Origin of the sequence: Qipengyuania sp. NPDC077563, assembly GCF_044901345.1 — a bacterium.
Taxonomy (GTDB): domain Bacteria; phylum Pseudomonadota; class Alphaproteobacteria; order Sphingomonadales; family Sphingomonadaceae; genus Qipengyuania; species Qipengyuania aestuarii.
Genome location: NZ_JBJDPC010000002.1, coordinates 267395 through 287347 on the forward strand (window position 1 = coordinate 267395; position 19953 = coordinate 287347).

13 protein-coding genes are annotated in these 19953 nt (G+C 63.1%); 6 read left to right on the top strand and 7 right to left on the bottom strand.

The window, feature by feature from the left end; translation table 11 throughout:
• The first annotated feature begins 186 nt into the window (after window positions 1-186).
• A complete protein-coding gene (locus tag ACI2I1_RS07105; protein WP_404678545.1) occupies window positions 187-2901 on the top strand; it encodes a hypothetical protein in 2715 nt (904 codons plus the stop codon).
• A 7-nt stretch (window positions 2902-2908) separates the two neighbouring features.
• On the opposite strand, the gene ACI2I1_RS07110 is transcribed toward ACI2I1_RS07105, so the two are convergent.
• Together ACI2I1_RS07110 and ACI2I1_RS07115 are read right to left on the bottom strand one after the other, a co-directional pair.
• Window positions 2909-4090 carry an NAD(P)/FAD-dependent oxidoreductase gene (locus ACI2I1_RS07110; protein ID WP_404678546.1) on the bottom strand — a complete coding sequence of 394 codons (1182 nt, stop codon included), beginning with the start codon at window positions 4088-4090 and terminating at the stop codon, window positions 2909-2911.
• Window positions 4090-5376 (bottom strand): APC family permease, encoded by a 1287-nt coding sequence (locus ACI2I1_RS07115; protein WP_404678547.1) that lies wholly within the window; start codon window positions 5374-5376, stop codon window positions 4090-4092. Before ACI2I1_RS07115 ends, ACI2I1_RS07110 begins: the two co-directional genes overlap by 1 nt.
• Window positions 5377-5456: 80 nt before the next feature.
• Between ACI2I1_RS07115 and uvrC the strand changes: the two genes are divergently transcribed.
• A complete protein-coding gene (uvrC, locus tag ACI2I1_RS07120; protein WP_404678548.1) occupies window positions 5457-7424 on the top strand; it encodes an excinuclease ABC subunit UvrC in 1968 nt (655 codons plus the stop codon).
• Between the two features lie 17 nt (window positions 7425-7441).
• On the opposite strand, the gene ACI2I1_RS07125 is transcribed toward uvrC, so the two are convergent.
• Entirely contained in the window at window positions 7442-8032 is a 591-nt protein-coding gene (locus ACI2I1_RS07125; protein ID WP_404678549.1) for a TetR/AcrR family transcriptional regulator, read from the bottom strand.
• 75 nt (window positions 8033-8107) lie between these two features.
• On the opposite strand from ACI2I1_RS07125, the gene bdcA reads away from it, so the two are divergent.
• The gene (gene bdcA, locus ACI2I1_RS07130; protein WP_404678550.1) at window positions 8108-8821 is read left to right on the top strand and encodes an SDR family oxidoreductase; all 714 of its coding nucleotides are present in this window, start codon (window positions 8108-8110) and stop codon (window positions 8819-8821) included.
• Window positions 8822-8932: 111 nt separating this feature from the next.
• Here bdcA and ACI2I1_RS07135 read toward each other — a convergent pair whose 3' ends face one another.
• The 3 genes from ACI2I1_RS07135 to ACI2I1_RS07145 all read right to left on the bottom strand — a co-directional run bounded on the left by ACI2I1_RS07135 (window position 8933) and on the right by ACI2I1_RS07145 (window position 13385).
• A complete protein-coding gene (locus ACI2I1_RS07135; RefSeq protein WP_404678551.1) occupies window positions 8933-10606 on the bottom strand; it encodes a M28 family metallopeptidase in 1674 nt (557 codons plus the stop codon).
• A gap of 77 nt (window positions 10607-10683) precedes the next feature.
• Window positions 10684-11421 carry an EcsC family protein gene (locus tag ACI2I1_RS07140; RefSeq protein ID WP_221542022.1) on the bottom strand — a complete coding sequence of 246 codons (738 nt, stop codon included), beginning with the start codon at window positions 11419-11421 and terminating at the stop codon, window positions 10684-10686.
• Window positions 11422-11528: 107 nt separating this feature from the next.
• The gene (locus ACI2I1_RS07145; protein ID WP_404679149.1) at window positions 11529-13385 is read right to left on the bottom strand and encodes a DEAD/DEAH box helicase; all 1857 of its coding nucleotides are present in this window, start codon (window positions 13383-13385) and stop codon (window positions 11529-11531) included.
• 271 nt (window positions 13386-13656) lie between these two features.
• Between ACI2I1_RS07145 and ACI2I1_RS07150 the strand changes: the two genes are divergently transcribed.
• Window positions 13657-13872, top strand: a complete 216-nt coding sequence (locus tag ACI2I1_RS07150) for a hypothetical protein (RefSeq protein WP_404678552.1) — start codon at window positions 13657-13659, stop codon at window positions 13870-13872.
• Window positions 13873-14097: 225 nt separating this feature from the next.
• Here the strand turns inward: ACI2I1_RS07150 and ACI2I1_RS07155 are convergent, their stop codons facing one another.
• Window positions 14098-14961, bottom strand: a complete 864-nt coding sequence (locus ACI2I1_RS07155) for a hypothetical protein (protein WP_404678553.1) — start codon at window positions 14959-14961, stop codon at window positions 14098-14100.
• A 1095-nt stretch (window positions 14962-16056) separates the two neighbouring features.
• On the opposite strand from ACI2I1_RS07155, the gene ACI2I1_RS07160 reads away from it, so the two are divergent.
• Together ACI2I1_RS07160 and ACI2I1_RS07165 are read left to right on the top strand one after the other, a co-directional pair.
• On the top strand, window positions 16057-18903 hold the full coding sequence (locus tag ACI2I1_RS07160) for a TonB-dependent receptor (RefSeq protein WP_404678554.1): 2847 nt from the start codon (window positions 16057-16059) through the stop codon (window positions 18901-18903).
• Window positions 18903-19943 (top strand): phytase, encoded by a 1041-nt coding sequence (locus tag ACI2I1_RS07165; protein ID WP_404678555.1) that lies wholly within the window; start codon window positions 18903-18905, stop codon window positions 19941-19943. The genes ACI2I1_RS07160 and ACI2I1_RS07165 overlap by 1 nt, the downstream gene beginning before the upstream one ends.
• Window positions 19944-19953 lie beyond the last annotated feature (10 nt).

Genomic DNA, 19953 nt, shown 5'->3' on the forward strand with positions numbered 1-19953 from the left:
GTCATGCAGTTGGTCGAGGTGTGTCGCGCGCCCATAGCGGGAGGCGGGATAAAAGGAAAGAGTGTGGCATTCAGCCGCGTGCAAGCCTGCTGCGACGAAATGTTACGCTAACCCATCTTGTGCCGACCCCGACGTTCGTCAATCAGGCGAGGCGAGGGGGCAACGACAAGAAATCGGAAGATCCTGATGATCGAACAATCCCGGAAATCCGCGCTTCTGGCGCTCACTGCCATATGGGTATGGCAGGTGCCTTCTGCAATGGCGCAGGAGGAACAGCCCGCCGAAGAACAGCTTCCGGCTCCTGCTACCGATGAACCGACGGTCGAAGACGGCGATATCGTCGTCTATGGTACGCGCCTGAAGGGACAGCTGATTGTCGATCAGCCCCCGATCGCCGAATATGACGAAGCCGACATCGCGGCTTTTGGCGCCAATTCCATTGCCGATCTGATTGCGGCCATAGAACCGGCGACCGGCAGCGGTGCCCGCGGTGGGCGCGGCGAGGGCCGACCGGTCTTCCTCATCAACGGAATACGCGTATCGAGCTGGCGCGAGTTTCGCAGCTATCCCCCCGAGGCAGTCGCCAAGGTCGAAGTGTTCCCTGAGGAAGTGGCCCAGCGCTTCGGCTATTCTGCCGACCAGCGCGTGGTGAACATCGTGCTCAAGCCCGATTTCCAGAGCCTGACCGCCGAGGTCGAATACGAACAGCCCGGCATCGGCGGATATTCGCGCAACGAACAGGAAGCGACCTGGCTGAGGATCGGTGAGAAGGGCCGGCTCAATGTCAGTCTGGAGGCGGAAGACCGCAGCCTGCTGACCGAAAGCGAACGCGATGTCACACCCGCCCGCTCCGCAGAAGAAGCACCCTTCCGCAGCCTGGTCTCCGATACGTTCGGCTTTCAGGCCGAGGCCAACTATGCCCGCGCCTTTATGGAAAGCGGCACGTCCTTCAATCTCAACGGCACCTTAGGCCATGATGAGACCCTCAGCCTTTCGGGGCTCGCGGTCGATGGCACCACGCCGCTCGAACGACGCGGCAATACCGACAGCTTGTCGGCAGGACTGAGCGTCAACAAGCCGCTGGGCGACTGGACGGCGACCTTCACCAGCGACAACAATTACACGCGCGGACTGACCGAGATCGACCGCAACGATGCCAGCGGTTTCGATGTCGCTCGCAGTCGCACCTACACCACCAGCAACAAGGCCACATTCACCGGCTTTCCGCTCGAATTGCCCGCTGGCGAAGTCAGCACCACGCTCGACCTTGGGGTCGATTGGAAGCGCGTCGAAAGTGAAGACACGCGCGGCGAGGACGATCTTGGCCTCACGCGGCGCAGGTTCAACGCGGGCCTCAATATCTCTGTCCCGATTGCCCGCCGCGGAGAGGGGCTGGCGGCCATCGGCGACATCGGCCTCAACCTCGCCAGCGGGATCGAGGATCTTTCCGATTTCGGCACGCTCGCGAACTGGTCGCTGGGCGTCAATTGGTCGCCGTTCGAGAATTTGAGCCTGAGCGGCACGCGCATCTGGCGTAAAGTCGCACCTTCGCTGACCAATCTCGGCAGTCCGCGCATCGACGAACTCAATTCCACAGTCTTCGATTACCGCACCGGGCAGACGGTGCTGGCGACGGTAATCACGGGGGGCAATCCCGACTTGCAGGCAGAAACCCAGTCAGACTGGAAATTCGGCGCAAATTGGGAATTGCCGTTCTGGGATGGCGCGCGGCTCAATGTCGATTACGGCATCAACCGTTCGCGCGACGTGACCTCTTCGCCGGGCTTCAGCTCCGCTTTCGAGCAGGCTTTCCCAGACCGCGTCAGCCGGAATGCCGCCGGTGAATTGCTGGCCATCGATCGGCGGCCGCTGACGCTTTACCAGACCCGCAGCAGGATCCTGTCCTTCGGCCTGAACACCAATGGACAGATCGGCAAGAAGCCCGAAGCGCCGCCGCGCGGTGACCGCGCAGAGGGCCGACAGGGCGGCGTGACCACGCTCAGCCTCGATCCGGCGCGCATGGAAGCGATACGCAAGGTCTTCTGCGACACTCCCGAAGGCGAAACGCCCGATCTCTCGCAAATTCCCGAGATGTTCCGCGAGCGCCTGCTCGACGAAAACGGCAATCCCGATCCGCAGAAGATCGCTTCTGCCCGTGCAAGCTTTTGCGGTGCAGATGCCGAACAGCGCGGCGAGCGTTTCGCAGCCATTCGCGCGGCGGTCTGCGCCGATCCGCCCAAGCTCGACGATCTGCCTGAACAGATGCTCGCCCAGCTGAAGAATGAAGACGGCGAAATCGATGCCGAAAAGCTCAAGGCCCTGCGCGAACGCATGTGCAGCGCCGAAGGTGGGCAGAACGCGCAAGGTGGCGGACGCCGCGGCGGTGGCGGCGCCATGATGTTCGGCGGGGATCGCGAAGACAAGCGGCCCCGGTATTTCCTCAGCCTCAACCACGATATCACGCTGGAAAACGAAGTCCTGCTGTCCGAGAACGGGCCACTGTTCGACCAGCTCGACGGCTTCGTTTTGGGTGGCGGCGCCTTGCCGCGTCACACTTCACGACTGGAAGGCGGTATTTTCTGGCAGGGCTACGGTTTGCGCCTGTCGGGCCAATATGTCGGCGATGCCGTCCTGCGCGGCGGCGATTTCCCGGGATCGAGCGATCTCTTTTTCTCCGATCTTGCCACTTTCGACCTGCGCCTGTTCGCCAATCTCGGGGAAGTGTTCGAGAAGGAAGACGGCTGGCTCGACGGCCTGCGTGTATCGCTGGTGGCGGACAATGTCTTCGATGCGCGGCGCCGGGTGACCGACGAGAATGGCGATGTGCCTACCGCCTATGAACCCTTCCGGATCGACCCGACCGGGCGTTACCTGGGTATCGATATCCGCAAGGCGTTCTAGGGCAGGATCAGGCCGTGGCGGCGATGGCTTCGCCCGCCGCCACGCCGCTGGCCCAGGCCCATTGGAAATTGTAGCCGCCGAGCCAGCCGGTCACGTCCACCGCCTCGCCAATGGCATAGAGGCCGGGCACGGACTTGGCTTCGAGGGTTTTCGAGGACAGCGCCGAGGTTGAAATGCCGCCGACGGTCACCTCGGCCTTGGCAAAGCCTTCGGTGCCGGACGGACGGAAGCTCCAGCGCGAAAGCCGCTCCTGCGCCGCCCGCAGCGCCCTGTCGCTCGCATTGCCGAGTTCGGTTTCGACCCCCAGCTTTTCGGCAAGGATATCGGCCAGCCGGTCGGGCAGGGCCTCGCGCAGGATCGAGCGCAGCGTGCCGCGGGGCGTTTCCCGTTTCCGGTCGAGCAGCCAGTCGCCGCTGTTATCGGGCAGGAAATCAACCGCCACTTCCTCGCCCGGCTTCCAGTAGGATGAGACCTGCAGGATGGACGGCCCCGACAGTCCGCGATGGGTGAATAGCGCCGCTTCCGGGAAGCGCGCTTTGCCCGCACTGGCCACGACCGGGGCGGAGACGCCCGATATCTCGCGGAACAGCAATTCCTCTCCGCCGAGGGTCAATGGAACGAGGGCGGGGCGCGGCTCGACGACCTTGAGGCCGAACTGCCGCGCCAGATCATACGCAAAGCCAGTCGCGCCCATTTTGGGGATCGAAGGGCCGCCGGTGGCGATGACCAATGCCGGGGCGCGGTAGCTGGCATTCGCGGTCTCTACCGTGAAGTCTTCGTCATGGGAGACCTGCGTTACCTCTTCGCCGCAGCGGATCTCGACCTCGCCTTTCGCGCATTCGTCGAGCAGCATTTCCACGATCTGCTTCGACGATCCATCACAGAACAGCTGGCCCAGCGTCTTCTCGTGCCAGGCGATGCCATAGCTTTCGACGAGGCTAAGGAAATCGCGCGGGGTGTAGCGTGCCAGCGCCGATTTGGCGAAATGCGGATTGGCGGAAAGGTAATTCGCCGGGCCCGCACCCAGATTGGTGAAATTGCACCTGCCGCCGCCAGAGATCAGGATCTTCTTGCCCGGTTTTTCGCCCTTTTCCAGCACCAGCACGCGTTTGCCCAGCTGGCCTGCGCGCCCGGCACACATCAGCCCCGCCGCACCGGCGCCAAGGATTATCGCGTCGTAATCGGCCATTACTGGACGGAAAGCGGTTCGACCGGGCGTTCCTGCCGGGCAATGAAATAGAGCAGCGTCCCGGCGACGACGAGCCCGCCGAAAACGAGCCAGCTCTGTTCATCCGCATGGGTGCCGACCCAGATCGTGCTGATCACGGTCAGTATCGAAACGAAGGCATGAAGCGGATTGATGCCGCCGTCGCGCTTTTCGATCACCGGCAGCGCGAAAGCCGCGACGAGATAGGTCAGCAGCCGCGTCAGCGTCCCTGCCAGCGCCAGCACCATGAAGCCTTCCCACAGGCCGAAGGCGATGCTCGCCGCGCCGTAGAACAGGATCGAATTGACCGGGGTTTCCAGCTTGGGCGAAACCTGCATGAACCACCGCGGCAGCATGCCCCTTTCGGCCATGCCATAGGTCATGCGCGGCAGGCTGATGCCGCCGGCAAAATTGTTCGCCCCGATGCTGAACGCTGCCGCGATCACGATGGCGATCGCACCGACCGATCCCATGGCATCCTGCGCCGCGATCGCCAGCGGGTTCTCCGCATCCGCGCTCGCCGCAGGGGCGATGCCGATATAGGCCCAGATCACCAGCATGTAGAGCAGCGTCACCGCCGCCAGCATCGCGATCAGCGCCAGCGGCACGTCGCGCTTCGGGTTCTTCATCTCACCGGCTGGCAACACGACATATTCGAAGCCGATAAAGGCGTAATAGGTCAGCAGCACCACGCTTTCGGCGTCGGAAAATTCGGGCAGCACGAGGCCCAGCTCGGGCTGGCCGCCGAACAGCCCGGCGGCGATCAGCGCGAACAGCGGCAGGATCTTCACCGCCGTCAGCGCGCTCAGCGTGGTGACCGAACTGCGCAGGCTGAACAGGTTCACGATGGTGATGAAGCCGATGAAACCGGCCACCAGCAGCGGGCGCAGCACCGGCCCGTCGAGCACGGGATAGAGCGTGGCGAGATAGGACACCATAACATGCGTGTTCGCCGCCACGGTCACGATCGCGCTGGCATAGCGGGCCCAGCCTGCCTGAAAGCCAACGAACCGCCCGAAGGCCGCCTCGCCATACAGGATCGGCCCGCCCGAATGATCGAACCGCGCCGCCAGCCAGGCGAAGGTCAGCGTCAGCGGCAGGAACAGCAATCCGCCCAGCAGCATCATCCAGGGCGCGAAGCTGCCCACGGCCAGAAACAGCGTGGCGGGCAGGGCGAAGATCCCGGCGCCGATCATCCCGTTCACCGGGAGCAGGGAAGCGCCGAACAGGCCCATGGTGCGCGGCGGAGCAAGAGTTTTTGCGGTCATTCGCGGCGAGATGGCGGCAATTGCCGATTTGCACAAGCGCCCCTTTGCGCAAGCGGGCATTGCGCACTATCTCCACCGCCATGTCGCGCACGAAAGCCGGTTCTCCCAACGATCCCCGAGGCAAGGAGCGTTTCCACGAGGAACGCGCCACCAAGACCGTGGCCAGCGCGCAGCCAGATCTGGAAACCGGCATCAACGCCATCCGTGAAACGGTGAAGACGCTGAAGCCCCGGCCCGGCGTCTACCGCATGCTCGATACGCGCGGCGATGTGCTCTATGTCGGCAAGGCGCGCAGCCTGAAGGCCCGGGTGGCGAATTACACGCAGGTCAAGGCGCTGACCAACCGGCTCCAGCGCATGGTCAGCCAGTGCCGCGCGATGGAAATCGTGGTCACCAATTCCGAAGCCGAGGCGCTGCTTCTCGAAGCGCAGCTGATCAAGCGCTACCGCCCGCCGTTCAACGTGCTGCTGCGCGACGACAAGAGCTTTCCTTTCATCCTGCTGCGCGCCGACCACGCCTTCCCCCGGATCCAGAAACATCGCGGCGCGCGGCGGGCCAAGGGCAATTATTACGGCCCCTTCGCCAGCGCCGGATCGGTCAACAAGACGCTGAACGCGCTGCAGAAACTGTTCCTGCTGCGGTCCTGCACCGACAGTTTCTTCAACAATCGTGACCGGCCCTGCCTACTCTACCAGATCAAGCGCTGCTCGGCCCCCTGTGTCGGCCGGATCGACGAGGCGGGCTATGACAGCCTCGTGCAGGAAGCGAAGGATTTCCTCTCGGGCAAATCCAGCGCGGTGCAGGCCAATATGGAAAAGCAGATGGCCAAGGCTGCCGAGGACCTCGATTTCGAGACGGCGGCCATCCTGCGCGACCGGCTGCGCGCGGCGACCTTCATCCAGGGCAGCCAGGCCATCAACGCCAGCGGCGTGGGCGATGCCGACGTCTTCGCGCTGGCGGCCAAGGGCGGTCAGATCGGCGTGCAGGCCTTCTTCATCCGCGGCGGGCAGAACTGGGGGCACAAGGCCTTCTTCCCCAAGAACACCGGCGATCTGGAGCATGACGAGGTGCTGTCCGACGTGCTCCTGCAATTCTACGAGGAAGTCCCGCCGCCGCGCACCATCCTGGTCGACCGGGACCTCGCCGAACAGGAGCTGATCGCCGAAGCGCTGGCGGAAAAGGCGGGCCATGCCGTCGCCATCTCGATCCCCCAGCGGGGCGACCGGCGCAAGCTGATGCAGCAGGCGCAGCGCAATGCGGTGGAATCGCTCGAACGGCGGCTGGCCGAAACCGGCACCAAGGCCCAGCGCCTGCGCGAATTGGCGGATTTCCTCGAGCTGGAGGAAGTCCCCCAGCGCATCGAGATCTACGACAACAGCCATATCCAGGGCGACAAGGCGCTGGGCGCCATGGTCGTCGCCAGCCCCGAAGGCTTCGAGAAGGGCCAGTACCGCAAGTTCAACATCAAGTCCGCGCAGACCAACGACGATTTCGGCATGATGCGCGAAGTCATGGAACGCCGCTTCCGCAAGCTGGCCGAAACAGAACGCGCCGACGAGGGCGCGCAAGGCGGCAAGGGCCACGAAGCGATCTGGCCCGACCTCCTGCTGATCGATGGCGGCAAGGGGCAGGTCTCATCGGTCATGCGCGTGCTGCAGGATCTGGGAATTGCCGAAGATGTGCCGGTCATCGGCATCGCCAAGGGCCCGCATCACGGCCGCGAAGGGCGCGAGGTGTTCCACTTCCCTGACGGGCGGGAGAAGACCTTGCCGGTGAATTCCCAGCTCCTGTTCTATCTCCAGACCCTGCGCGACGAAGTGCACCGCTATGCCATCGGCGCGCACCGCGCCAAGCGCAGCCGCGCCATCACCGCCTCGCCGCTCGACGAGATCCCCGGCATCGGCCCCTCACGCAAGCGCGCCCTGCTGCTGCATTTCGGAACGGCAGGAAAAGTGCGGGCGGCCGCGCTGGACGACCTCAAACGCGCCCCCGGCATCAGTGCAGGGGTGGCGCAGCAGATCTACGATTTCTACCACGCCGGGGGATGAATTTCCTCAATCGCGATTCAGTCGGATAACAGGGACCTGATTGCTGCTCCGGCTATTCGCGCGGTTGCAAGTAGTTGGTCGAGGGTGTGCCCGTTTCGGGCCTTGGCAGACAGACCGAACATCGTCGTCGCCACAAAATCCGTCAATTGATCCGCTTCGCTAGGATGACGCTCCGAGATGTAATTGCGGATCACATCTTCTGCAGCAAGATTGTACGTACGCGCGGCTTCTCGCGCCCCGCCGTCAATACATCGGGTCCCTTCAACCACGAGGCATCCGGCAGCGTTCTGCTTAGCCGCGTAGAATCGGGCCGCTTCCGCAAGAACGTCCTCAAGACATTCCGCGACGGAGCGATCTGCTCGCAGCAAGCTATGGAGCGGAATGGCCGCCGTATCTTGATAGCGCTCCAGGACGCGGGCGTAGAGCCCCGCCTTGCTACCGAAAGCGGCATAGAAGCTGGGCGGGCTGATACTCAGCGCTTCGGTGATGTCGCCTACGCTCACCGCATCATATCCACGTGCATGGAATAGCCTCTGGGCCGTCTCGATTGCCTGATCGATTTGGAAGGTACGAGGACGGCCTCGTGCGCGAGATATTTTTGTAGTCAAAGCTATATAAATCCTTGAAGCGGCCGTTCTGGAATTTATGTAGGGCCCCCTACATAATATCTCAAGGACAACATCGTGGGTATATCCAAAGGAAAAACGGTACTGGTGCTCGGCGGAAGTCGGGGCATCGGGGCGGCGATTGTGCGGCGCTTTGCCGCGGAGGGTGCGCAGGTAACCTTTACCTATGTCGGTTCGCAGGAAGCGGCAGAGGCATTAGCGGCAGAAACGGGGAGCACGGCAGTCAAGACCGATAGCGCCGATCGCGATGCACTCATCGCCCGCGTTCGCGAAAGTGGTCCGCTCGACATATTGATTGTGAATTCTGGTTTTGCGATTTTCGGTGATGCATTGGAGCAGGACCCGGACGAAATAGACCGGCTGTTTCGAGTCAATGTGCACGCACCTTATCACGCTTCGGTCGAGGCGGCGCGTAACATGCCTGAAGGCGGAAGAATTATCGTCATCGGATCGGTCAATGGCGACCGCATGCCACTCCCTGGCATGGCGTCTTACGCATTGAGCAAATCGGCGCTGCAGGGAATGGCGCGTGGACTTTCACGCGATTTCGGCCCGCGCGGCATCACGATCAATGTCGTTCAGCCCGGACCGATCGATACCGATGCCAACCCGGCCGATGGACCCATGAAGGATCTGATGCACAGCTTCATGGCTCTCAAGCGCCACGGTCGCCCCGAAGAAGTCGCCAGCATGGTTTCCTGGTTGGCCGGACCGGAAGCGGGCTTTGTCACCGGTTCCATGCACACCATCGATGGTGCGTTCGGCGCATAGTTTCGTTGGCGGGCCGATGGTCCGCCAGCAATTTTCATCGGCCGTTCCCGACGACAATCGATGCTGGCTCAGCGACGCTGAAACCTGGAAAGCAGGGTGCTCCCCCGGCAATTACTCCCCGCGCGCCGCCGCGCTTTCCTCGCGCACGGCCTTGAACTCCGAACCGTCCTTCCATTCCGGCCAGCGTGTGCTGTTCGCCAGTTCGGCGCCCATGTCGCGGAACAGGGCGATGTCCTGCACCGCACCCGCCAGGTTCCATTCGGGGCTCCAAGCGTCGCAGGCGGCGTGGTAGCAGCGGCCGGTATAGTCATCGACCCAGGCCTGGCCCGCTTCCTTGCCGCCCTCGATCAGGTCGGATGCGCCCGCGATGCCCATCATCAGCATCACCGGCACGCCGCGCTTGGCCATGCTGAAATGGTCGGCGCGGAAGAACAGGCCGCGTTCGGGCAGGCTTTCCTCGCTCACCGTGCGGCCTTGCGCCGCGGCAAAGCGGGCGAGGTCGTCTTCCAGCGTGCTCTGCCCCTTGCCGACGAGGATCACGTCCTTCGCAAGGCCCGCCGTCTGCAGGATGTCGAGATCGAAATTCGCGACCGTCTTCTCGATCGGGTAGAGCGGATTGGCGGCGTAAAATTCCGATCCCAGCAAACCGCGTTCCTCTGCCGTCCAGAAGGCGAAGACCACGCTGCGATCGGGTGCGGGAGCGGCCTTGAACGCGCGGGCGATCTCCATCAGCCCGGCCACGCCCAGCGCATCGTCATTCGCTCCGGCGCGGTAGATGCGGCCCAGCTCGTCGGGCTGGCCTTCACCATAGGCATCCCAGTGCGCGCCGTAGACGATGCTCTCCTCGGGCCGCTTGGTGCCGGAAATCTTCGCCAGCACGTTCTGGCTCTCGACCACTTCGCTGGTGACGGGGAAAGATGCGGAAAAGCTGGTGCCGAGATCGATGGGGCGGAAATCGTCCTTGCGCGCGGCCACGCTCAGCTGGGCCAGGTTCAGCCCCGCATCGGCGAAGAGGCTCTTTGCGGTCCCGCCCGAAATCCAGCCCTGCAGCGCGAGGCTGGTCAGGTCTTCGGGCTTGCGGACCACGTCGTAATTCTCGCCGCCGGGGCTTTCGATGACGTTCCAGCCATAGCCCGCACCGGCGGTTTCGTGAACGATCAGCGCGCCCACTGCGCCTTGCCGCGCGGCTTCCTCGAATTTGTAGGTCCAGCGCCCGTAATAGGTCATGGTGCGCCCGCCGAAGGTTCCGGCGACCTCTTCATCCGCCCCGGCGTGGAAATCGGGATCGTTGACGAGGAAGACGGCGACCTTGCCCTTGAGGTCCACACCCTTGAAATCGTCCCACCCGCGCTCGGGCGCGTGGACGCCGTAGCCCACGAAGACCAGCGGCGCGCCGTCGATCTTGGCCGCGGCGTTCGGCTGGAGGGTGGAGAGGTAGATATCCTTGGGGAAGCTCAGCTCGGTCGTGTTGCCATCATGCTGGAAGGCGAGGCGTTCAGGCGTGCCGAGGCGGGTGTGCAGCAGCGGGACCTTCTGCGTCCATGTGCCGTTCTCGCCGCCCGGTTCGAGGCCGAGCGCCTGCAACCGGCCGATGAGATAGCCGATCGTGCGGTCTTCGCCCGCAGTGCCGGGCGCGCGGCCTTCGAACTGGTCGGAGGCCAGCGTGCGCACGGTCTGCACGAGGCGGTCTGCTTCGATCTCGGTGCCTGCCATCTCTTCCGGCTGCGCGGCGGCGGGAAGGGCAAGGATCAGGGCCGTGCTTGCGGCGAGGCTGCGAAGGATCATCGAAATCTCCAGCTAGGGTAGGGGCTTGGCCTAGCTGGTTGGATTATCGTTGAAAACCCCGCACCGTGGGCAGGTCGTCAGGCGGCGGCGAGGCTGCCGTCCTGCTTCAGGCGGCGGGCCTGGAAGGCGAAGCGGGCGGCCTTGCCGACATCGTCCTGGAACGAGGAATTGACCAGCCCGCCGACGACCGAGCCGACCACCGGCACGATCATGCCCGCGCGGCTGCGGAAGCTGGTGAAGGCGATCGCGCGGCTGACGCGTTCGACCGCCTGGTCGACGACCGGGGTGATGTGTTCGTGATCGGCATGGATGAGCTGGCCATTGTCGCCGATCGCGCTTTCCAGCGCGGCGATGCGGGCTTCGCGCTGTTCGGGATCGTCCAGCGCGGAGAGTTCGAGGATCTGCAGGCGGAAGAGCTTTTCCGCCGGACCTTCGCCGTCGAAGCCATAGGCGCGGCCGGTGTCGCGGATGGTGCGCAGCGCGATGGCGATGGTGGCGGGAATGTCGAGGCCCATGGAGATGGCGCCGCCGAGCCCGGCTGCCGCGCCGGTGCTGGCGCTGATCGAGCGGGCTGCGCGGGTGACCTTCTTGGCGGCGCGATTGGCCGCTTCCAGATCGTTCACGTCATGGTCGAAACGCACCAGCTGCGGCATGCCGACAGCCGTATCGAGGCCCTTCAGCACCGCTTCCACAACCGCGTTGGGCACGACGCTGGCGATGGCCTTGCCGAAAGGATGGGTAAGGCGTTCGATCCCCCGGCCGAGGCGGGAGGGTTTCTGGCGGCGAAAGCGCTGCTGCTCTTGTGCGATGTCCATGACAACGCAATGGTCGAGGGGCAGACGCGTTCCGGGGCATGGCGCGTTTCTGCGGAGGAGCAGCTACCTGCGCCTCCGCATCGCTTTGCCGCCCGCGGACGAAAGGCTCAGTCGGCCTTCTTGCCGCCGGGCTTGCCCTTGCCGGCGAACTTCTTGCCGGTCGGCTTGGGGCCCTTCTTGAACGGCTTGCCGCCCGGTTTCCCGCCGGGCTTGCCGCCGCCGAAGCTCTTGCCGCCCTCGCTCTTGCGGGGGCCGCCGGGGCCGCGGTTCGGACCCTTGCCGAAGGGCTTGGGCCGCACGCGCGATCCACCGCCGCCGCCACCTTCGCGGCGGTTTTCGCGGGCCTGGATGCGCGGACCTTCGGGCGCTTCCTCGATCAGGATGGCGTCCTGCTCGTCTTCGGAAGAGGCTGTACGCGCCACCGCTTCGGCGAATTTGGGTGCAACCGCGGTGGGCACCTGGAACCAGCTTTCGAACTGGCCGATGCGGATCGCGCCGATTTCGTTGCGCGTGATATGCCCGCGGCGGCACAGCAGCGGCAGGATCCAGCGCGCCTCGGCGTTCTGGCGGCGGCCGACGCCGATCTTGAACCACGCCACGTCCTCGAAGCCGGGGCGCTGGCGGTCGGCCTTGGCCTTGTCGCGCGCTTCGGGCGTGTTCGCGGCCAGTTCCTCGGGGCTGGGCAGCTTGGCGCGGTGCGCCTGCACCAGCGCGGCGGCAATATCCTCGGGCGAGCGCTTTTCCATCAGCTCCTTGGCCATGGCACGGTCGTGCTCGTCATATTCGGCCTCGGCGGTCAGCGCTTCCATCAGGCGGCTGCGATCCTGCTTATGGATCATCTCGGGCGTGGGCGCATCCATCCACTCCGCCTCGATCTTCGCACCGCGCAGCATGCCTTCGACGCGGCGGCGGCGGTTGTAGGGCACGATGATCGCCGCCGTGCCCTTCTTGCCCGCGCGGCCCGTCCGGCCCGAACGGTGCTGCAGCGTCTCCGCATCGCGCGGAATCTCGACATGGATGACGAGGGTGAGCGTGGGCAGATCGATCCCGCGCGAAGCAACATCGGTGGCCACGCAAACGCGCGCGCGCCGGTCACGCAGCGCCTGCAGCGCCTGGTTGCGCTCGCTCTGCGAATGTTCGCCCGACAGCGCCACCACGCCGAAACCGCGTTCCTGCAGCGTCGCGTGGAAACGGCGCACATTGTCGCGCGTGGCGCAGAACAGGATCGCCGTCTCCGCCTCGTGATAGCGCAGCAGGTTCACCACCGCATTCTCCACCTCGGCGGGGGAGACGGTGATCGCCTGATAGCTGATGTCGCCATGCCCGCGGTCCTGGCCGACGAGGCTGAGGCGCAGCGAATTGCTCTGATAGCGTTCGGCCAGCCGTTCGATCTGGCGCGGCATGGTGGCCGAAAACAGCAGCGTGCGGCGCGTCTCGGGCGTCGCATCGAGGATCTCTTCCAGGTCCTCGCGGAAACCCATGTCCAGCATCTCGTCCGCCTCGTCGAGCACCACGCCCAGCAGGTCCGACAGGTCCAGCGCCCCGCGTTCGAGGTGATCGCGCAGGCGCCCCGGCGTGCCGACCACGATGGCCGGACCCGCCCGCAGCGCGCGGCGTTCCTTGCTCGCATCCATGCCGCCGACACAGGTCGCCATGCGCAGGCCCGCCTGGGCATAGAGCCAGCCCAGTTCGCGGCTGACCTGCAGCGCCAGTTCGCGCGTTGGCGCGATGACCAGCAGCAGCGGCTTTTCGACCAGCGCCAGATTGGCGGTCTCGGCCAGCAGCGCTTCGGCCATGGCGAGGCCGAAGGCGACCGTCTTGCCCGAACCGGTCTGCGCCGAGACGACGAGATCGCGGCCGCGCGCCTCGTCTTCGATCACGGCGGACTGCACGGGGGTAAGGGCGGTATAACCGCGCGCGGCAAGGGCTTCGCCGATCATGGGCGGGAGATTTTCGAAGGACATAAGGCTCACAGGGCTGGCGCCGCGGCGAAAGTGCCGCAGGGCGAAAACGGGGTAGGGTTGAAGCCGCTCATTCCGGCGGCGAGGGGATCGCGGACCGGCAAAACGGCTCCCACGCGACCACGCTTGCCGTGGCCCCTACACGAATACGCGTGCTTTGGCTTGCGTTATTTTCGCCGGCCGGGGTCACCGCTTTGCAGGAGAGTTGCGCGTTGCCGTGGAGTTAGCCGTCAGACACCTTTCGCGAATCGTTTGTTCATGTAATGTTCTTGTCATGAGTTCCAAACGCCTCGAAACTTTGCGCGACTTTGCGCGGCATGGTTACAAGATCAGGATAGATTGCGCCTGCGGCAGGGTGGTCCTGGTGGATCCGCACCAGATGTTGCTCGCTCTGCAGGAGAAAGGCGAAGACCGCATCAGTCTGGAGCGGCTCGCAACCAAGCTGAAATGCTATCGCTGCGGCAGCCGCCCGCGCCGCATAGGGCCGTGATTAGGTTAAGTTTTGGAGAAGCCTAAGCAGGTTGGCTGACCATACCTATCCCAAGGGCGTGTCTAACCGGCTAAAGCCTTGGCTTTCTATGGAGCGGAAAGACCGCGCATTCGGGCACCGCATTATCCTCGTGTGGGGGCGGATAGTAGACCATCAACAGTGTGCACAAGCGACCCCACTATTTTAAGGTATCAGCCGAATAACAGGTTGAAAAAACAGAAGACGTTAATCTTGGTTATCGATCGTGACCTTGCCGCGCGGATCACATGCAGAAGAATCTCCAGCTATTCCGAAGAAGGGTGCCTCCGCTGAAGGCTCACCTTGAGCGAGAAATTGTGAACGCGAGCGCACAATACCCACAATGCAAGAACCTGAAAGTGTACCTGTGTGCCAATCAACCGCCGCATCAAGGGCTTGCTCGGAAAATTCATGAATCGCGCCTTGGTACAGCAGCATGAACGCCCCCATACAACGCGCAAAGGCCGGGTCGGCAAAGCCGATTTGATCATCGGCCATTACAATGAAAAGCGTCCTTAATTCGTGCCCTGATCGCGGGCTAGAGCCGCTGACGAAAATGCAATCCCTCTCATTTGGATCGAGCGCCACAGTTGTAACAGTTTGATCGGTTGCCAACGCGTCCAACGTGCGATCGAGATCTAAACGATTTGAAAACAGGAATATTGGCGCTCCGTAACCCACTCGCCACGTTTCGTCTGCCCCGTTCAGATCGGATCGATATTCGGAAAGCATCTCGACGACAGGCTTGCCGGGCGAAAGGACATGACGACTTTCCCCAGCTTGCAACTCCCTCTCACGAAATGAAGCTGCCTCTTTCATTTTCTCTGTCGGAGGTCGAACGATTCCTTCGATGAAGGTCGACTCCCGGCTAGGGAGATCAAGTCGCCAAGCAGAAAAGAAGTATCGGTCCGAGTCACCAGAGACCAAAAAATAGTCTATCGCCTTCAGATAGCGGGAAGTGATCGAACTATCCGAATTTAGGATGCCGTCGCGCTCTGTATTTTCCTCGGGCACCGCACACGCCGCCGAAGCCATGAAAACCAGACAAATGAAGAAGAGCTTAGTTTTCATTGAATGAGTAACCCGATCTCGCAATACAGTGTTTGAAGGCTTTCTTCGACAAAAGCCCATCGGCAACCATATTCCCGATGGACGCGCCAACCGCGCCCGCTGCAGTCGTAGCAGGAAGGCTGGCCGCTTGCGCGTTCGAGACTGATCTCTTGGATTTTAACGAACATCGCTCTCGCACCGAAATCGGGACGTCGGAATAGTCCGCCGTCGCACACCCCGTCACGCAAATGGACATGCCTAAAAGCAAAGCGAAAATGCGACCCATACACCCCCAAATCCCTCTTGCTGTCTACGCAGCGAAGAAGTTTTGCGTCAACCGAAGAAATTACTCAATTTCAGGGAAATATTCACCATCTTCCGAACTTCCCTGGGCGCACTAAAGAAACCTGTAGGTTTGCAGATTGCTTTTTGCAGATCGCTACTCATCGCTCCCTTCTCACCCTATCCAGCCCTTGGTGAATGGGGGCAAAAGATACTGAATGATCCGCCGCTGTCCGGTCATTATCTCGGCCTTCGCCGCTTTTCATACTGAATCCTAGCGCAGATCGAATGATGTGCGGGAGTTGGTCGCTGCACCCAAAGCGGCTTTTGCGCTCGGTATGTTCGACGCTCTAAGAACTGAACTCAACACTCGCCATTTTCCTACACGCCGCCGATCCGCTAAGGCCGCGTCACCGCTCTTTCCATCGTTCATCTTCCCAGCCTCGCCCAGGGTGACAGATCCGCCCCGCAAAGGGTGACATGTGGCGCGCCGCAAGGTGACATGTCGCGCTTCGCAGGGTGACACTTTCGCTGCGCAAGGTGACATCTGCCCCGCGCCGGGTGACAGTTTTCGCGGCAAGGGTGACACTCGCGCGGCCAGAGTGACGCTTTTGCATCACAGGGTGACACAAATGGGGTTTTTGCTCCTGGACCGTGCTCCATGTGCTCCATCCTGAGGGTCGCGGCACCGGCGGAAACGCGCGCCTTGCGGGCCGCCTTGTGGCGGAATCGCCGATGCGAGTCATGCGGTTGTCACACTGTCACAGCGGCTTCATCCAACGGACACGTTCGAGTCAAATACCGGACCTATGTGCCCCCTCGACAGGAGGACACATGTCTCATACCACACGCAAATCGCTGCATCTTGCAGCCAGTTTCACCGCTCTCGCCGCCGCCGCCACTCTCGCTTCTCCCGCGCTGGCGGGCGAAGTCGTCGGCTCCGTTACCGATGCCAGCCAGACCGTTGCGCTGCGTTCGGCCGAAGTGACCATCGTCGAACTCGGCCGCACCGTGGCGAGCGACCGGGACGGCACCTTCCGCTTCGCCGATGTGCCCGCCGGCAGCTACACGCTGCAGGTCCGCTATGTCGGCGCCGATCCGGTCACCCAGGCGATCGAAGTGCCCGCCACCGGCGCGGTGACCGCCAATCTGCGCCTGTCGGGCATGGGTAGCGATTCCGAGATCCTGGTGATCGGCCAGGCCGCGAACCTCGCCAGCGCGCTGTCGCGCAAGCGCGAGAACGACGTCGTCTCCGACGTGCTCAGCCGCGATGCGATCGGCCAGTTCCCCGACCAGAACGTGGCCGAAAGCCTGCGCCGCCTGCCGGGCATCAACGTGCTCAACGACCAGGGCGAGGGGCGCTTCGTCTCGGTCCGCGGGCTCGACCCGAGCCTCAATGCGACCTCGCTCAACGGCGTGCGCATGCCGTCGCCCGAGAACGACATCCGCGCCGTGGCGCTCGACGTGATCTCCTCGGACATCATCGAATCGATCGAGGTGAAGAAGTCGCTCACGCCCGATATGGATGCCGACACCATCGGCGCCTCGGTCGAGATCGAGACCACCAGCGCCTTCGACCGCAAGAAGGACCTGCTGACGGTCAAGCTGGAGGGCAGCTATAACGAGCTGGCCGACGAGCTTAGCCCCAAGGGCAGCGTCGACTTCTCCTACCGGGCGAGCGACAACTTCGGCGTGACCGGCGGCCTGTCCTACTACAAGCGCGCCTTCGAGACCGACAACATCGAGGCCGACGACTGGGAAGAGGACGATGGCCTGGTCTATGCCGAGGAGTTCCAGTTCCGCGACTATGACGTGGAACGCGAACGCATCAGCGCGACGCTGGGCTTCGACTTCCGGGCCGGGGACTCGACGAGCCTCTACCTGCGCGGCATCTACAGCCAGTTCGACGACCAGGAATACCGCCGCCGCCTGACCTTCGACCTCGGCGATGCGAGCGTTTCGGGCACGAGCGATGCGCTGGTGTTCGAGGACGACGAGGAGATCACTGTCGAGCGCGACGTGAAGGACCGCTTCGAAAGCCAGAAGATCCGCAGCATCGTAGCGGGCGGCGAAAGCGACTGGGGCGATTGGTTCGCCGATTACTCGGCCAGCTGGGCCAAGTCGAGCGAGCGCGAGGACGGCAGCGTCGACCCCGCCGAGTTCCGCCGCAAGTTCGAGGGCGAGGGGCTGCAGATCGGCATCGACCTGTCCGACCCGCGCATACCCGGCTACTCCGTGATCGCCGGCCCGGCGGACTTCGCCAATCCCGAAAGCTATGAGCTGAAGGACATCGAATACGTCGCCCTGTCGGACAGCCAGGACGAAGAGTATTCGGCCAAGTTCGACATCGGCCGCCGCTTCGTATCGGGCATGGGCGAATTCACCGTTCAGGCCGGTGCCAAGGGCCGCTGGCGCGAAAAGAGCTTCAACGGCGATGTCGAGTTCTACGAGCTGGAGGGCTATAATCTGGCCGATGCGCTGGGCGACGGACAGACCTATCGCCTGGGCGACATCGGCCCGCTGCCGGGCTTCACCGAGGCGAGCGACTACTTCCTCGCCAATCGCGACCTGTTCGCGCTCCAGGAACTCGACAGCGCCTTCGACAGCGCAGTGTCGGATTACTCGGTCGACGAAGACATCCTCGCGGGTTACCTGCTCGGCCGCTGGGACAGCTCCACGCTGACCGTGATCGGCGGTGTGCGCTATGAGAACACGTCGAACGTGCTCAGGGGCAACGATGTCCTGCTGGTCGAGGAAGGGGGAACGCTTCCCGACGGCACCGAGGCCGCCGATGATACGCTTCTTGTCGACCAAGTCTCGATCGACAAGGATTACGATCACTGGCTGCCAAGCCTGAACCTGCGCTACGAAGCCTCGCCCAATCTGGTGCTGCGCGCCGCAGGCTATCGCTCGATCGTGCGCCCCGGTCCCTATCAGCAGGCCCCGCGCTTCGCTGTGGAAGAGGCGGATGACGGCGAACGTGAAGGCGAATTCGGCAATCCCGAATTGCGCCCGGCCGAAGCCTGGAACCTCGACGCTGCTGCCGAATACTACTTCGACGGTAATGGCGCGATCTATGCCTCGCTGTTCTACAAGCACATCGAGGACTTCTTCGTGGAAACCGTCTTCGAAGCCGACGACGGCCCCTATAACGGCAGCTTCCGCGGCATCGACTTCGACGAAGCGACCATCTGGTTCAACGGCGACAAGGCCGATGTCGCCGGGGTCGAGATCGGGGCATCGAAAGCGTTCACCGGCGCGCTGGACGGGATCGTCATCGGGGCGAACTACACCTTCACCGACAGCGATGGCACGGTGACGCTGGAGGCGGCAGAAGGGCCACGCTCGATCACTCTGCCGACGACCAGCAGGCACACGGGCAACCTTTCGCTGGGCTATGACAAGGGGCCGATCGACGTGCGCCTTTCGGGTACCTACCGCGACAAATACCTCGATGAGCTGAGCCCGGAACCGGAACTCGATCGCTATGTCGACGATCACTTCCAGCTCGACCTGAGCGCAAAGTACCGCTTCAACGACAACATCCAGCTCTTCTACGAATGGGTAAACATCAACAACGCCAAATACTTCGCGTACAACAACCTCGGCGATCGTCGTAATATCTTCCAGTATGAAGAGAACAACTGGACGATGAAAGCCGGTGTAAGGATGACTTTCTGATGCTGCGGCCAATTCACATTCTCGCCCTGGGATCGCTCGGACTTGCGAGCGCTTGTGCCACGGTCCCGATCCAGGGAGATCCTGCGGTAGCCGTGTTCGCGAAAGCGGAGACGGCGCCGGTGGGGACTGCCAATGAAGACGCTGCGGACGATCCGGCGATCTGGCGCAATGCGGCGAATCCGGAACAGAGCCTCATCGTGGGGACTGACAAGAAGGCGGGTCTCCATGTCTATGACCTGCAGGGTCGGCAGCTGTCGTTCCTGGAGCAGGGCGGCCTCAACAATGTCGCCCTGACAGAACTTGCCGATGGTCGGATCCTGGTGGCCGCCAGCGATCGGAGCGATCCTCTGGCCGCGCATGTCAGTCTCTCCTTCCTCGACCGCGACAGCGGCGTGTTGTCGCCCGCTGGACGGATCGCCGTCGGTCCGGGCGAGGGGTATGGGATCTGCATCGCCAGGGCAGCCGCGGATGGCTCGGTGACCGTCTACAGCGCCCCCAAGGAAGGGACGATTTATCGCACCCTGCTGAATATGGCAGGTTCCCAGATCACCGGTCAGTCGGCCGTGATCGGCACGGTCGCCAGCCAGCCCGAAGGCTGCGTTTTCGATGACCGCACGAAAATCCTGTATGTCGGCGAGGAAGCAGCGGGCATCTGGGCTTTCGACACGGCAGCAGCCGATATCGACGCCAGCAAGCGCCTGATGGCCCGCGTCGATAATCGCATGCTTGTGGCCGACGTAGAAGGGCTTGCGCTTTTCCCCGAAGGAGAGAAGGGTGGCATGGTCGTGGCCTCGAGCCAGGGCGATAACACATATGCAGTGTATCAATTGCCGGAGATGACACCCGTGGGCCGTTTTCGCATCGCAGCAGACCGCTTCGGCAGCACCGAGGAAACCGACGGTATCGAGCTTGCATCCGGCAGTTTCGGGTCGCTTTATCCCGGCGGCCTGTTCATCGCTCAGGACGGGCAGAACGAGCCCGAGGCGCAGAACTTCAAACTGGTATCATGGGCCGAGGTGATGGACGCGCTCAAGCGCTGATCCCGGCACT

Coding starts and splice junctions, on each gene's coding strand:
- ACI2I1_RS07105 (WP_404678545.1), top strand. CDS start 187: ATGATCGAACAATCCCGGAAATCCGCGCTTCTGGCGCTCACTGCCATA.
- ACI2I1_RS07110 (WP_404678546.1), bottom strand. CDS start 4,090: ATGGCCGATTACGACGCGATAATCCTTGGCGCCGGTGCGGCGGGGCTG.
- ACI2I1_RS07115 (WP_404678547.1), bottom strand. CDS start 5,376: ATGACCGCAAAAACTCTTGCTCCGCCGCGCACCATGGGCCTGTTCGGC.
- uvrC (WP_404678548.1), top strand. CDS start 5,457: ATGTCGCGCACGAAAGCCGGTTCTCCCAACGATCCCCGAGGCAAGGAG.
- ACI2I1_RS07135 (WP_404678551.1), bottom strand. CDS start 10,606: ATGATCCTTCGCAGCCTCGCCGCAAGCACGGCCCTGATCCTTGCCCTT.
- ACI2I1_RS07140 (WP_221542022.1), bottom strand. CDS start 11,421: ATGGACATCGCACAAGAGCAGCAGCGCTTTCGCCGCCAGAAACCCTCC.
- ACI2I1_RS07145 (WP_404679149.1), bottom strand. CDS start 13,385: ATGTCCTTCGAAAATCTCCCGCCCATGATCGGCGAAGCCCTTGCCGCG.
- ACI2I1_RS07150 (WP_404678552.1), top strand. CDS start 13,657: ATGAGTTCCAAACGCCTCGAAACTTTGCGCGACTTTGCGCGGCATGGT.
- ACI2I1_RS07155 (WP_404678553.1), bottom strand. CDS start 14,961: ATGAAAACTAAGCTCTTCTTCATTTGTCTGGTTTTCATGGCTTCGGCG.
- ACI2I1_RS07160 (WP_404678554.1), top strand. CDS start 16,057: ATGTCTCATACCACACGCAAATCGCTGCATCTTGCAGCCAGTTTCACC.
- ACI2I1_RS07165 (WP_404678555.1), top strand. CDS start 18,903: ATGCTGCGGCCAATTCACATTCTCGCCCTGGGATCGCTCGGACTTGCG.